Genomic DNA, 13734 nt, shown 5'->3' on the forward strand with positions numbered 1-13734 from the left:
TACCTTCGCCGCATGCTCTCCTCGTTACACATGTGTCCGTCATGCCGGAAATCACCAGGGGGACGCTGAATGAGCACGGCAATGCACGATGAGCCGTCACGCGTCACACCTGGCCCTGTCCCCGGCTTACGTGGACGTCCCTGGCTGACCCTTCTCGCGGTCGCCGTGGGCGTGATGATGGTGGCCTTGGACAGCACCATCGTCGCGATCGCGAACCCGGCCATTCAGCAGGACCTCCACGCCTCGCTGGCCGACGTGCAATGGATCACCAACGGCTATCTGTTGGCGCTGGCGGTATCACTGATCACCGCCGGCAAACTGGGCGACAGGTTCGGACATCGCCAGACCTTCCTGACCGGGGTGGCCGGTTTCGCCGTCACCTCCGCAGCCATCGGCCTGTCCGACAGCGTCGCCGCCATCGTCGTCTTCCGCGTTCTCCAGGGGCTGTTCGGCGCCCTGATGCAACCGTCCGCGCTCGGCCTGCTGCGGGTGACGTTCCCGCCGGGCAAGCTCAACATGGCGATCGGTATCTGGAGTGGCGTGGTCGGCGCCTCGACCGCAGCGGGTCCGATCATCGGGGGGCTCCTCGTCCAGCACGTCAGCTGGGAAGCCGTCTTCTTCATCAACGTTCCGGTCGGCCTTGCGGCGCTTGCCTGCGGCGTGATCATCCTGAAGGACGCGCGCGCCGAACACGCACCGAGGTCCTTCGACGTACCCGGCGTCGTGCTCCTCTCGGGAGCGATGTTCTGCCTGGTCTGGGGCCTCATCAAGGCTCCGGCCTGGGGGTGGGGCGACCCGTGGACGCTGGGATTCCTGGCTGCCGCCGTGCTCGCGTTCGTCGTCTTCGCGCTGCGTGAGAACCGAGCGAGCGAGCCGCTGGTGCCGCTGGCCATGTTCCGTTCCGTGCCGCTTTCCGCCGGCACCGTGCTCATGGTGCTGATGGCGTTCTCGTTCATCGGCGGACTGTTCTTCGTCACGTTCTACCTGCAGAACGTCCATGGCATGAGCCCGGTGGAGAGCGGCGTGCACCTGTTGCCGCTCACCGGCATGATGATTGTCGGTGCTCCGGTGTCCGGCGCCGTGATCAGCCGGTTCGGACCACGCCCTCCGCTGGTGGTGGGCATGCTCCTCACCTCGGCGTCCCTGTGGGGCATGTCGACGCTGAAGGCCGACAGCGGGATGGGTATCACGTCCCTCTGGTTCGTACTGCTGGGCCTCGGCCTCGCCCCGGTGATGGTGGGCACGACGGACGTCATCGTGAGCAACGCCCCGGCCGAACTGGCCGGTGTGGCCGGCGGTCTGCAGCAGTCGGCGATGCAGGTCGGCGGCAGTCTCGGCACCGCGGTCCTCGGCGTCCTCATGGCGTCACGGGTCAGCGACGTCTTCCCCGGCCAGTGGGCACAGGCGAAGCTGCCGCGGCTGGGCTCGAAAGAATCCGCGACCTGGGAGGACGCGGCCAAGGTCGGAGTCGTTCCCTCGCCCAAGGCCCTGCCCGGCCAGAACGCCGAGACAGCAGCGAACGTGGTGCACTCCTCGTTCATTTCGGGAATGGGGCTGGCCTTCACCGTGGCGGCCGTCGTCGCACTCGTAGCGGCCGCAGTCGCCGTACTGACCAAGAAGGGCGAGCCGGCCGAGGCACCGCTCCTGGCCACCTCCTCCGTGGAGTCCGCCCAGGAAGGCGAGCCGCACCGCACGTCGGCTGCGCCGAACACCTAGGAGCCCCGACGCGGGCAGTCCCCGCCCATGGTGGTGCCGCGGGATGCTCGGCGGCACCACCGATCAGCATTCCGCGGTCAGAAGTCGTAGCGCAGGAGCCGGTGCGCGTACCTCAGTTGGGGAACGCTTCGCATGGCGGCTCCCACCGCCCTTTCGACGGGGCGGGAACTGGCCAGGTACGGCGAATCAAGCAGAGACCACTGCTCCAGGAATCGCAGCCCCGGGACACTGTGCTCCAGTGTCCGCGGATCTCCTATTCCCCAGCCGAATGTGGCACCCGTGGCCCGCAGAAGTTGCGAATACTTGGCGAATCGGAGGGTCCACGGAAGCACGGCATCGAACATGACCGCCCCCGTCTGGAGGTGTCGTGTGATTCTCCGTAGCAGTGCTTCTCCGTCGGATTCCCGGAGATAGGGTGTCAGCCCTTCCGCGATGACCAGCGTCGGACGGTCCTCGGGCACCGAGCCAAGCCACTCCTCGGTAGTAACCGATGCCCCGATCATCCGGTATCCGTCACGGCCACGGTACAGCTGACTTCTCAGCTCGATGACGTCCGGGACATCGACATCGATCCATTGGACACCGGGTGGGACGCCCAGGCGGAATGCGCGACTGTCCAGACCGCACGCCAGGTGCAGCACCACGGCGTCCGGGTATGCCGACAGAAACTCCGCAGTCCACTCGTCCAGCTTCTTGGCGCGGAAAGTCACGATCCGCACGTCCTTCGTGGCGGTTCTGATCCGGCTGAAGTCGTAATCGATACGACGCAGCAAGTCTTCCGCCGTTGCATCCCCCAGCACGGGCTCCGGTTGTCGATTGTCCATGGCTCGGGCCTGAAGTGTGGCCAGAAGCGTCTCGTGCACCCCGGTCAGTCGGATCGTTTCACCCATGGGACAGCACCTTCCAAGTCCACGGCATGTGACGTCAAGCGATCACCGACACCCCCTCACGCAACAGTTCTGGACACATTCCGACGTGCGAGATATTGGGACAGTTCCAGATATTATCCGTCACGAAGCGGGATCGATCGCTCCTTCTCCTGGCTCGATTCAAGTTGCCGAGCCGAAGCAGTATCGCCGTCCAGGTGGCCGAACCTTTTCCCCGAAACAATGTACACACCCCTTTTCCGGACGGGAACTCGGACTTCCCGGCCATGGATTCTGGAGATTCCAGAAGGTAGATGTTTACTACATCAACCCCCTGGGCAAACATGCCGGACCGCCTCCCCGAGAAGTTTCTGACGGACGGTCACAGGTGCTTTTCTGGTCCACTGTTGAAAGGCGGGAGCATGTTGACTCGACCGGCGCGAAAGTGTTCGTCTGTATGAGCCATGCATCGCCGCACCTGCCGACCTGAAAGGCGAACGTTGTCCACTGAAGAAGTTTCCGTACTGATAGTCGGCGGAGGTCTGACAGGACTCTCCGCGGCTCTGTTTCTCAGCCAGCACGGCGTCGATTGCCGCCTGGTGGAGAGGCACAGGGGAACCACGGTTCTGACCCGTGCATCCGGAATCAGCTCACGCACGATGGAGCTGCTGCGCGATGTCGGCCTGGAGCAGACCGTCGTGGAGCGAGGACCGAAGCTCGTCGAAGGATCCCGCTGGCGCGAACTCGGCCAGCCGGCGAACCAGATCCCCTGGGTCGTGATCCGGACGAACGGCCTGCACGACCTCGGGAACGCGGTGACCGTCGAGGAACCCTCCCTCGATGTCGGACACCTCAGCCCGACCAGGCCCTACTGGTGCGGACAGGACAGGCTTGAACCCATCCTCCGCGACGAGGCCGTCCGCCGCGGAGCCCGTGTCGACTTCCATACCCGGATGGACGCGTTCACCGCGGACGCGGACGGGGTGACGGCCACGATCGTCGACCAGGCCACCGGGGAGGAGAGCACGGTCCGCGCCCAGTACCTCATCGCCGCCGACGGGGTGCGCAGCCCGGTGCGGGAGACGCTCGGGATCGCCCGCACCGGACACGGCGCGATCGGCAACGCCATGAGCGTCCTGTTCAAGGCGGACCTGAAGGAGACGATCAAGGGCCGACGCTTCGTCATCTGCTACCTGCCGAACCCCGCCGAACCCGGGGTGCTCCAGATGCCGGAGGTGCCGGCCGTGCTCCAGCTGTTCGACGAGGAGCACTGGATCTTCGGCTTCTTCTACGACCCTCGGGAGACCGCGGCCGAGGAGTTCACCGACGAGCGCTGCGCGCAGATCATCCGCGCTGCGACCGGTATCCCGGACCTCGCGCTCGAGGTCCAGATGGCCAGGCCCTGGGAGATGTCCCACAACAGCGCCCGGTCCTACCGCCGCGGAAGGGTCTTCCTGGCCGGGGACGCCGCTCACGTGCATCCGCCCGCCGGTGCCTTCGGAGCGAACGGTGGCATCCAGGACGCCCACAACCTCTCCTGGAAACTGGCGGCGGTCCTGAAGGGAGCAGCCGGCGACGCTCTGCTCGACACCTACGAGCAGGAGCGGATGCCGATCGGTGCCGCCGTCGCCGAGCAGGCATGGATCCGCCACACCTGGAGGCTCAACGACTCCGAGGAGCTTCGCCGCGCTCTGCGGGAGTCGACACTGGTCGCCACGGGCTACCGCTACACCTCCGACGCGATTCTCGGTCCCGCCTACCCCGAGCCCATCCCCACGGAGCACGACCTCACCGGCAAGCCGGGACACCGTGTCCCCCACGTCTGGTTGCGGCGCGACGGGGACCGCGTCTCGACGGTCGACCTCAGCAGCGACACGTTCGTCCTGCTCACCGGACCGGACGGAGGCGAGTGGCACTCGGCGGCCGACAAGGTCGCGCAGGACACCGGAGTGCCCGTGCACTGCTGCACGGTGGGACAGGACGGAGAGCTGACCGATCCGGACGGCGCCTTCCTGAGCGCCACGGGTCTCACCCGCAGTGGCGCGCTGCTGATCCGGCCGGACGACTTCGTGGCGTGGCGGGCGGAGAGCCTGCCGGAGGACGCCCCCGGCACGCTGCGGACCGTGCTGGAGCGGATCCTGGGCCGGTCCTCGGACACGGCACCTTCCGTGGCGCCGGCGAGGGAGGGCTGACTTGACGGCAACCATCTCCCAGCCCTCGGACCTGTTCACGCTCGTCAACGTCTTCGCCGTCGCACCCGAGAAGCAGAAGGAACTGTGCGACCACCTGGCCCGGGTGACCGAGGAACTGATCCGGCACATGCCGGGGTTCGTCTCGGCCAACTTCCACCTCAGCCACGACGGCAGGCATGTCGTCAACTACGCCCAGTGGCGGTCGGAAGCCGACTTCCGAGCCATGCATGCCGACGCGCGGCTGCAGGACCACTTCGACTACTGCCGGTCGGTCTCCCAACCGAAGCCGATCTTCTGCGACGTCACGCATGCCTACGACGCCGAGCCCCTGGACGGAGCGTGAACATGGCCTACCGGGCACTCATGGTCCTGCGCATGGACCCCGCAGACGCAGAACACGTGGCAGCTGCCTTCGCCGAGCACGACAGGACGGAACTGCCGGTGGAGATCGGGGTCAGGCGACGCGTCCTCTTCAGGTTTCACGACCTGTACATGCACCTGATCGAGGCGGACGACGACATCATGGAGCGTCTCTACCAGGCGCGGAGCAACCCGCTCTTCCAGCAGGTCAACGAGTGTGTGGGGCAGTACCTCACCCCGTACTCGCAGGACTGGCAGGAGCTGAAGGACTCCAAGGCGGAAGTGTTCTACACCTGGACCGCCCCTGACTCCTGACCGTCGGCCATCAGTGACCATCGCTGAGCACGAAGGAGAAGAGACCGTGGCATCCGCCGCCAGAATCGCCCTGTCCAGTGTGGCGCCCAGTCACCGGCAAGGAGGAAGCACCCGGGCCCTGCTGACTCCGTCGTCGGTGGGTACGACGTCCGGATTTCTGGGCCACATCGAGTTGGCGCCCCAAGAGTGCATCACCGAGCACTACCACCCGTTCTCGGACAAGTTCCTGTACCTGATCGAGGGGACCGTCGTCGTCCGGGTGAACGACCAGGACGTGAGCCTTGAGCAGGACGAGGCCCTGTTCGTCACGCGCGGTCAGCGGCACCGCATCGAGAACCGAGGAGACGTCTCCGCACGGCTGGTGTTCCAGATTGCGCCGCTCGCGCCGCGGCCCGAACTCGGCCACGTCGACACCGAGCCCGTGCCGCACCCGCAGTCCGCGCCACCGAAGGTAGGAGGCTGACATGGCGGAACACGCGGAGAAGAGGGTGGTGATCACCGGAATCGGCGTGCGGGCCCCAGGAGGCATCGGAACCGCGGCCTTCTGGGATCTGCTGACTGCCGGACGCACCGCCACCAGAAGGATCTCCCTGTTCGACCCCTCTCCTTTCCGGTCACGCATAGCCGGAGAGATCGACCTCGACCCGCTGGGCGAAGGTCTGACGCCCCAGCAGGCGTCCACGTACGACCGGGCGACGCAGCTGGCCGTCCTCTGCGCCCGCGAGGCACTGGCGGACAGCGGGCTCGTCCCGGCGGAACTGCGTCCGGAACGGGTGGGAGTCAGTATCGGCACCGCCGTCGGCTGCACCACCAGCCTTGATCGCGAGTACAAGCGGGTCAGTGACGCCGGCTCTCGGTGGCTGGTCGACCACACCGCCGCCGTGGAGCAGCTCTTCGACTACTTCGTGCCGACTTCCGTCTGCCGGGAGGTCGCCTGGGAGGCGGGGGCCGAGGGCCCGGTGACGGTGGTGTCCACGGGTTGCACCTCCGGTCTCGATGCCGTGGGACACGCCACGGAACTCATCCGGGACGGACGCGCCGACGTGGTCGTCTGCGGTGCCACCGACGCTCCCATCTCTCCCATCACCGTGGCCTGCTTCGACGCCATCAAGGCGACGTCGGCGAACAACGACGACCCGGCCCACGCGTCCCGCCCCTTCGACCGCAACCGCGACGGATTCGTGCTCGGGGAAGGCGCGGCGGTCTTCGTCCTGGAGGAGCTGTCCGCCGCACGACGGCGAGGAGCGCACGCGTACGCGGAGATCCGCGGCTTCGCGACTCGGTCGAACGCCTACCACATGACCGGCTTGAGGCCGGACGGCCGGGAGATGGCGGAGGCCATCACAGCGGCCCTGCGTCAGGCCCACTGCACCGGCGAGGACCTGCACTACATCAACGCGCACGGCTCCGGTACCCGGCAGAACGACCGGCACGAGACGGCTGCCTTCAAGCGAAGCCTCGGCCGACGGGCGTACGAGGTGCCGGTGAGCTCCATCAAGTCCATGATCGGACACTCGCTCGGTGCCATCGGATCCCTTGAGCTGGCCGCCTCCGCGCTCGCCATCGACCGGGGCGTGATCCCGCCCACGGCGAACTACCAGGAGCCCGACCCCGAGTGCGATCTCGACTACGTGCCGAACGTGGCGAGGGAGCAGCGGGTGGACACCGTGCTCAGCGTCGGCAGCGGATTCGGTGGTTTCCAGAGTGCCGCGGTGCTCGCCCGGCCGAGGGGAGCGAGCTCGTGAGTACGCCGGCTGCCGCTGTGGTCACCGGCATGGGCATCGTGGCGCCCAACGGCATCGGAACCGAGGAGTACTGGGCCGCCACGCTCGCTGGAAAGAGCGGCATCGATGTCATCCAGCGGTTCGACCCACAGTCCTATCCCGTGCGAGTGGGTGGTGAGGTGCTGGCCTTCGACGCCGCCGCGCACCTCCCCAAACGCCTACTGCCGCAGACCGACCGCATGACGCAGCATGCCCTGGTGGCTGCCGAGTGGGCGCTGGCGGACGCCGGGCTGGAGGTCGAGAAACACGACGAGTACGGCCTCGGAGTCCTGACAGCCGGCGGATCCGGAGGGTTCGAGTTCGGCCAGCGCGAAATGCAGAAGCTCTGGGGAACCGGCCCCGAGCGCGTCAGCGCCTATCAGTCCTTCGCCTGGTTCTACGCGGTGAACAGCGGTCAGATCTCCATCCGCCATGGCATGCGTGGCCACAGCTCCGTGTTCGTCACCGAACAGGCCGGGGGGCTCGACGCCGCCGCCCACGCGGCACGCCTGCTGCGGAAGGGCACGCTTGAAAGCGTCCTGACCGGCGGGTTCGAAGCTTCCCTCTGTCCCTGGGGCCTGGTCGCCCAGATTCCGAGCGGCCTGTTGAGCCAGGCCACCGAGCCCCACCGTGCCTATCTGCCGTTCGACGCGGAGGCCGCCGGATATGTACCCGGTGAGGGTGGCGCCATCGTGGTGGTCGAGCGGGCGGACACCGCGCAGGAGCGGGGGGCCGCCTCGATCTACGGGAAGATCGCCGGGCACGCCTCGACCTTCGACGCCCGCCCCGGCTCCGGCAGGCCCGCCGGACTGGCCCGGGCCATACGTCTGGCCCTCGACGAGGCCCGGGTCGACCCGGAAGACGTCGACGTGGTCTTCGCGGACGCCTCCGGCGTACCGGCCCTCGACCGGGCGGAGGCAGAGGCCCTGACCGACGTCTTCGGTCCCGCGGGCGTGCCGGTCACCGCCCCGAAGACAATGACCGGACGACTCTACGCAGGCGGAGCGGCCCTGGACACCGCGACCGCGCTGCTGTCCATCAGGGACTCGGTCATCCCGCCGACCATCGGCACCGGTGCGGTCGCGCCGGCGCTCGACCTCGACCTGGTACTTCATCAGCCTCGTGAGATGCGGATGGACACCGCCCTGGTCGTCGCGCGGGGAACGGGCGGGTTCAATTCCGCCCTGGTCGTTCAGCGGCACCACTGACCAAGCCGCTTCACTTCAGACGCGCTTGAGCGCACATCAGCACATGACGGCACTCATCCGGAGGTTCATGGTGCCCCACATCAGCCTGCCCCGACTCGTGCAGATCATCAGGGAATGCGCGGGAGACTCCGACGAACGGGATCTGGACGGCGACATCCTCGACGTCACCTTCCAGGACCTCGGTTACGACTCGCTCGCCCTTCTGGAGATCTCCGCGAAGATCGAACAGGACTTCGGAGTGTCGATACCGGAGGACGAGATACGAACCCCCCGGAACACTCTGCTGCTCATCAACGCCAAGATGACCGGGGAGGCCGCCTGACATGGCAGCGCGCACCGACAACTCCATTGTGGTCAACGCCCCGTTCGAACTCGTATGGGATGTCACCAACGACATCGAGTCGTGGCCCGAACTGTTCTCCGAGTACGCCGAGGCAGAGATACTCCGGCGGGACGACGACGGAATCGACTTCCGGCTCAAGACCCGCCCCGACGCGAACGGAAACGTCTGGGAGTGGGTCTCGCACCGGGCGCCCGACAAGGAGTCCCGCACCGTCACGGCCCACCGCATCGAGACCGGGCCCTTCGCCTACATGAACCTGAACTGGACCTATCGTGCCGTTGCCGGCGGAACCGAGATGCGGTGGGTCCAGCAGTTCGACATGAAGGCCGAGGCCCCGTTCGACAACGAGCACATGACGGCGCACCTCAACACCACGACGCGGGCCAACATGGAGCGCATCAAGAAGATCATCGAAGACAAGCACCGCTCGCACCAGGAGACCGCGACGTCCGTTCTTCCCGCCGAACTCCACGCCCAGCAGCTGCTCCTGCTGGCGGGCACCGGTCGTCTGGCCCGGGTCGTCCATGTTCTCGTCGAGCTGAAAATCGCTGATCTGCTGGCCGGCGGCCCCCGCAACGTCGAGGAACTGGCCAAGGAGGCCGGCGCTCACGAACTCTCCCTCTACCGGGTCCTGCGAAGCGCCGCCGCGGTCGGCATCTTCGCCGAGGGACCCGTCAAGACCTTCTCCCGGACGCCTCTGTCGGACGGGCTTCGGGCAGACAATCCGGACGGTGTACTGCCGCTGGTGAAGTACAACAACATGGAACTCACCAGGCGGCCGTTCGACGAGATCATGCACAGTGTTCGCACCGGAGAGCCGGCTTTCCGGCAGGTGTTCGGCAGGTCGTTCTTCGAGCACCTGGAACAGACGCCGGAAGAAGGCGAGTTCTTCGAGCGCTTCATGGCGCACTGGAGCCGCCGGCTCGTCCTCGACGGGCTGGCCGACACAGGGATGGAGCGCTTCTCGCGCATCGCCGACCTCGGCGGTGGAGACGGTTGGTTCCTCGCCCAGGTTCTCAAGCGCAATCCGGACGCCACGGGCATCCTGATGGACCTCCCGCGGGTGACCGCCTCGGCCCGGCCCGTACTGGAGGAGGCCGGTGTCGCCGACCGCGTCACCGTGCTGCCCGGTGACTTCTTCACCGATCCCGTCCCCACCGACTGCGACGCCTACTTCTTCAAGGGTGTCCTGCACAACTGGTCGGACGAGGAGGCCGTGACCGTGCTGCGCCGGGTCCGGGATGCCATCGGTGACGACGACGCGCGCCTCCTGATCTTCGACCAGGTCATGGCTCCGGAGAACGAGTGGGACCACGCCAAGCTGCTGGACATCGACATGCTGGTCCTCTTCGGAGGCCGTGAACGCGTGGTGGCCGAGTGGCGGCAGCTTCTCCTCCAGGCCGGCTTCGAACTCGTCAACACCCCGTCCCACACCTGGACGACGCTGGAGTGCCGCCCCGTCTAGGGCCCTGTCTCGGACTCTTCGGACCGCGGGGTCTGGCACGCACCAGACCCCGCTCGCCTGAACTGCCACCCTCACGTCAAGGAGAGCCAGCACACCATGACACCGCACACCGAAGTTCGCGGACCGGGCGAGATTCTGCAGCTGACCATGGCCTTCTACGGATCGCGTGCCCTCATCAGCGCAGTCGAGTTGGATCTCTTCACCCTGCTCACCGAGAAGCCGATGACGGTCGGGGAGTTGTGCGACCGGGCAGGTATGCATCCACGCGGCGCGCGGGACTTCCTCGACGCCCTGGTGGCACTCGGACTCCTGGAGCGAGCGGGCTACGAGACGTACGGCAACAGTCCGGTTGCCGCCCGCTACCTGGACCGGCGCAGGCCCGGATACGTCGGCGGCTACACCCGCCTTGCTGACACCAAGCTGTTCCCCGTCTGGGCCCGGCTGACCGACGCCTTGCGAACGGGCGAGAAGCAGGTGCCGAGCCAGGGGGGCTTCTTCGGCGGCTATGCGGACCCCGAGGCAGCCCGCAGCTTCCTCGGCGCCATGGACGCCGTCAACAGCGGTGTCGGTCACGCACTGGCCGGGGCGCTGGACTGGAAGGAGCACTCCGCCTTCGTCGACCTCGGCGGCGCGCGCGGCAACCTCGCCTCGCACCTGTACAGGGCTCATCCCCACCTGCACGCCACCTGTTTCGACCTGCCGGAAATGGAACAGTTCTTCCAGGAGCACATGAAGTCCCTGGACATGACGGGCCAGGTGCACTTCGTCGCGGGTGACTTCTTCAAGGACGCCCTGCCCGAAGCCGACGTCTTCGTCGTCGGGCACATCCTCCACTACTTCGGCCTCCGGCAGCGCGAGGACCTGCTCGCCCGTATCCACGAGGCGCTCACTCCGGGTGGCGTCGTCCTCGTCTACGACCGGATGATCGACAATGACCGGCGCAGTGCCGCGCTGAGCCTTCTCGGCAGCCTGAACATGCTGCTGACCTCGGACGAAGGACGCGAGTACACCCCTGCCGAGTGCACACGGTGGCTGTCCGACTCCGGCTTCACGGACATCCGCACCACTGCGGTGAGCGGGCCCGACACCCTCGCGATCGGCCACAAGCACCGGTGAGGTGGCTCGGAAAGGTGATCTGGCTGGGTCTTGTCAGCTACGGCACGTTCTGGACCGGGCCGCTGCCCAAGGGCCCGCACGGGCACGACAGGACTGCTCACGTACTGCCGACCGGACATCCGGAAAGGCTCGTCTCCAGGGCGCTGACGCGCCAGGAGCGGATCCTGGCGCGCGAGCTGGGCTGGACCCGCTGACTCGACGAGAAGCTCGAGCCACCGGCGGGCGACGCCCTGCTGCACCTCGCACGAGCCGTCCCGCGCTACCGTCGACACCATGAACCACGCCCAGCTCACCGCCCTCGGCCGGGCCCTGCGGCTGCTCGGCGAACACGGCGAGGCGCTCACCGCCGACACCCCGGACACCCGGCTGCACGAGGTCAGGGCCGATCTGCGGCGGGCCCTCGACCTGCTGGACGAGACCGTCGGCGCCGGCGCACCCACCACCCGGTGCCCCGAGCATCCGCACGGGCCCGTCGACGAGAGCGCCCCCGATCTGTGCCTGCTCTGCGAGACCCGGCGCCGGGCCGCCCGGCGCTCGGAGTTCCAGGGCAGGCCCAGCGCGGCCGAGCCGGTCGCCACCGCCCCCTCCCGTTACGGCGTCCGGGCCGACCGCCCCCAGCCCCAGCAGCGGTGGCTGCCGGAGGCCTGGAACGGACGCGAGTGGGAACTGTGCGGGACGCCCCGGCGGGACCGGCACGAGGCCGAGGCGTACCTGGCCGCCCAGCGACGCGGATCCCGGCCCGCCATGGCGTACCGGCTCGTGCACGAGTTCACCGACTACGAGGTGCTGCGGATCTGGGGCACGCCGGTGCACGTCGACATCGAACCCCTGGGCAACCTCTAGCCGAGCAGCGGCAGGGGCAGGAAGTCGTAGCCCTCCCACAGGCGCCTGCTGCGCTCCTCCGGGTAGGCCGCGACCGTCGGCTCGGCGTCCAGGATCTGCACCGGGCCGCCCTCGGTGCCGTACGCCGGCCAGCCCGGGTCTCCGGTACGGGCGAACGACGTCCACGCGCGGCGGAAGCGGGCGGACAGCTCCTCCGCCACAGCCGGTATGTCCACCCCGGCGAAGAACAGACCGCCCACGACGCCGCGGTACGTGCCGAAGAGCAGGGCGACGTCCAGGGCGTGGCACGCGCCCAGGACACCGCCGCTGCCCGGCGCCTCCCAGGTCAGTTCGTAGACGTGGGCCCTGCCGCCGCCCGCCAGCTGGGCCTGGGCGAGATGCAGGCTCGGCATCCCGAACAGCCAGTCCGTCTGGACCCGCTCGAACAGGTCGCTCGGCGAGGCGTCCGGGAAGGCCGAGCGGTAGGCCTGCTCGCCCGCCTCGCCGCCCGGGGCGAACATCCGCAGCGCCGCCGTCGCCCGGTCCTCCGTGATCTTGCCGAGCATGCCGGCCACGGCCAGGAACAGACGGAACTCGTCCCGGTTGTGGCCCACCAGGAGGTCGACGTCCCTTGCCGCGCCCGCCGCCAGAGCCTGCCAGGGGGTGGTGGGCAGGACGTCGCCGTCGACGACCGGGGAGAAGGGCGTGACCGTCGGTGCCGCCTGACCCCATCTGTCCGTGTACTGGAGCATCTTGGCGCTCAACGCCTGTCCGGCGCCGACGAGTTCACGGGGGTCCACCGCGGCCAGATCCGCCACCGTCGGCTGCCGTCCCGCCTCCGCCGCCAGCTCCCCGGCCATGTCCCGAGCCAGCTCGGCGGAGAAGAACGTGCCCGGCAGGCTCTGCGCCACCGCCCGCCGGAACAGTCCTCGGGCCCTCGGCATCGCCAGCAGCGAGGCCACCGAGCCCGCTCCGGCCGACTCGCCGAAGACCGTGACCTGATCGGGGTCACCGCCGAACGCCGCGACGTTCTCCCGCACCCACTCCAGGGCCGCCACCTGGTCCAACAGGCCCCGGTTGGCCGGCGCGCCCTCCAGGAGGGCGAATCCCTCCATGCCCACGCGGTAGTTGAAGGTGACCACGACGACGTCGCCGTCCCGGGCGATGCGCTGTGCGTCGTAGCCGGGCTGGCCGGCGTGGCCCATCTTGTACGAGCCGCCGTAGATCCACACCATGACCGGGCGGCCGGCGGACGGATCCGGGCCGGGTGTCCACACGTTCACGGTCAGCCAGTCGTCACCAGTGGGGCCGGTCGCCCCACCCCCCTGGACGCCCAAGTCCTGCGGAGGCGGGGGTCCGAAGGCGTACGCCTCCCGGGTGCCGTCCCAGGGCCGGGCCGGGCGCGGGGCCTGGAACCTGGCCTCGCCGACGGGGGGTTCGGCGAAGGGGATGCCACGGAAGACCGCCAGACCGTCCTCGTGGCGGCCGCGCACCGCGCCGGAGGCGGTGCGCACCACAGGTCCGGCGGTCTCCGCCGCCCGGGCCCCGGACTCGCTCGTCGTCATGCT

The 13734-nt window shown here is 68.2% G+C and carries 14 protein-coding genes; 12 read left to right on the forward strand and 2 right to left on the reverse strand.

Going from position 1 to position 13734, the window contains the following annotated elements; all coding sequences use genetic code 11:
- Positions 1-69: 69 nt before the first annotated feature.
- Positions 70-1716, forward strand: a complete 1647-nt coding sequence (gene tcmA / locus ACIF83_RS17925) for a tetracenomycin C efflux MFS transporter (RefSeq protein WP_393472400.1) — start codon at positions 70-72, stop codon at positions 1714-1716.
- A 77-nt stretch (positions 1717-1793) separates the two neighbouring features.
- Here the strand turns inward: tcmA and ACIF83_RS17930 are convergent, their stop codons facing one another.
- Entirely contained in the window at positions 1794-2606 is an 813-nt protein-coding gene (locus ACIF83_RS17930) for a class I SAM-dependent methyltransferase (RefSeq protein ID WP_393472402.1), read from the reverse strand.
- Between the two features lie 440 nt (positions 2607-3046).
- Here ACIF83_RS17930 and ACIF83_RS17935 point away from each other — a divergent pair, with 440 nt between their 5' ends.
- The 11 genes from ACIF83_RS17935 (at position 3047) to ACIF83_RS17985 (ending at position 12187) form a co-directional block, all read left to right on the forward strand.
- Complete coding sequence (locus ACIF83_RS17935) at positions 3047-4774, forward strand: FAD-dependent oxidoreductase (protein WP_393472405.1); 1728 nt, start codon at positions 3047-3049, stop codon at positions 4772-4774.
- A 1-nt stretch (position 4775) separates the two neighbouring features.
- Positions 4776-5117 (forward strand): antibiotic biosynthesis monooxygenase family protein, encoded by a 342-nt coding sequence (locus tag ACIF83_RS17940; RefSeq protein WP_393472408.1) that lies wholly within the window; start codon positions 4776-4778, stop codon positions 5115-5117.
- A 2-nt stretch (positions 5118-5119) separates the two neighbouring features.
- Complete coding sequence (locus ACIF83_RS17945; protein WP_393472411.1) at positions 5120-5449, forward strand: TcmI family type II polyketide cyclase; 330 nt, start codon at positions 5120-5122, stop codon at positions 5447-5449.
- 46 nt (positions 5450-5495) lie between these two features.
- Positions 5496-5912, forward strand: coding sequence for a cupin domain-containing protein (locus tag ACIF83_RS17950; protein ID WP_399727820.1), 417 nt, complete (start codon positions 5496-5498; stop codon positions 5910-5912).
- 1 nt (position 5913) lies between these two features.
- Positions 5914-7194: a beta-ketoacyl-[acyl-carrier-protein] synthase family protein gene (locus tag ACIF83_RS17955; protein ID WP_393472415.1), complete on the forward strand. Its 1281-nt coding sequence runs from the start codon at positions 5914-5916 to the stop codon at positions 7192-7194.
- Positions 7191-8420 (forward strand): ketosynthase chain-length factor, encoded by a 1230-nt coding sequence (locus ACIF83_RS17960; RefSeq protein ID WP_393472418.1) that lies wholly within the window; start codon positions 7191-7193, stop codon positions 8418-8420. Before ACIF83_RS17955 ends, ACIF83_RS17960 begins: the two co-directional genes overlap by 4 nt.
- Before the next feature lie 67 nt (positions 8421-8487).
- Positions 8488-8742: an acyl carrier protein gene (locus ACIF83_RS17965; RefSeq protein ID WP_393472716.1), complete on the forward strand. Its 255-nt coding sequence runs from the start codon at positions 8488-8490 to the stop codon at positions 8740-8742.
- Position 8743: 1 nt separating this feature from the next.
- Positions 8744-10228, forward strand: coding sequence for a methyltransferase (locus ACIF83_RS17970; protein WP_393472420.1), 1485 nt, complete (start codon positions 8744-8746; stop codon positions 10226-10228).
- A gap of 96 nt (positions 10229-10324) precedes the next feature.
- The gene (locus tag ACIF83_RS17975; RefSeq protein WP_393472423.1) at positions 10325-11344 is read left to right on the forward strand and encodes a methyltransferase; all 1020 of its coding nucleotides are present in this window, start codon (positions 10325-10327) and stop codon (positions 11342-11344) included.
- Positions 11345-11358: 14 nt separating this feature from the next.
- Positions 11359-11538: a DUF6059 family protein gene (locus tag ACIF83_RS17980; protein ID WP_393472426.1), complete on the forward strand. Its 180-nt coding sequence runs from the start codon at positions 11359-11361 to the stop codon at positions 11536-11538.
- A gap of 79 nt (positions 11539-11617) precedes the next feature.
- Positions 11618-12187, forward strand: a complete 570-nt coding sequence (locus tag ACIF83_RS17985) for a hypothetical protein (RefSeq protein ID WP_393472429.1) — start codon at positions 11618-11620, stop codon at positions 12185-12187.
- Here the strand turns inward: ACIF83_RS17985 and ACIF83_RS17990 are convergent.
- The gene (locus tag ACIF83_RS17990) at positions 12184-13731 is read right to left on the reverse strand and encodes a carboxylesterase/lipase family protein (protein ID WP_399727825.1); all 1548 of its coding nucleotides are present in this window, start codon (positions 13729-13731) and stop codon (positions 12184-12186) included. The two genes, ACIF83_RS17985 and ACIF83_RS17990, sit on opposite strands and share 4 nt — an antisense overlap.
- Positions 13732-13734: the final 3 nt, after the last annotated feature.

The sequence above is a fragment of the Streptomyces sp. NPDC085866 genome (assembly GCF_044541035.1).
Classification (GTDB): domain Bacteria; phylum Actinomycetota; class Actinomycetes; order Streptomycetales; family Streptomycetaceae; genus Streptomyces.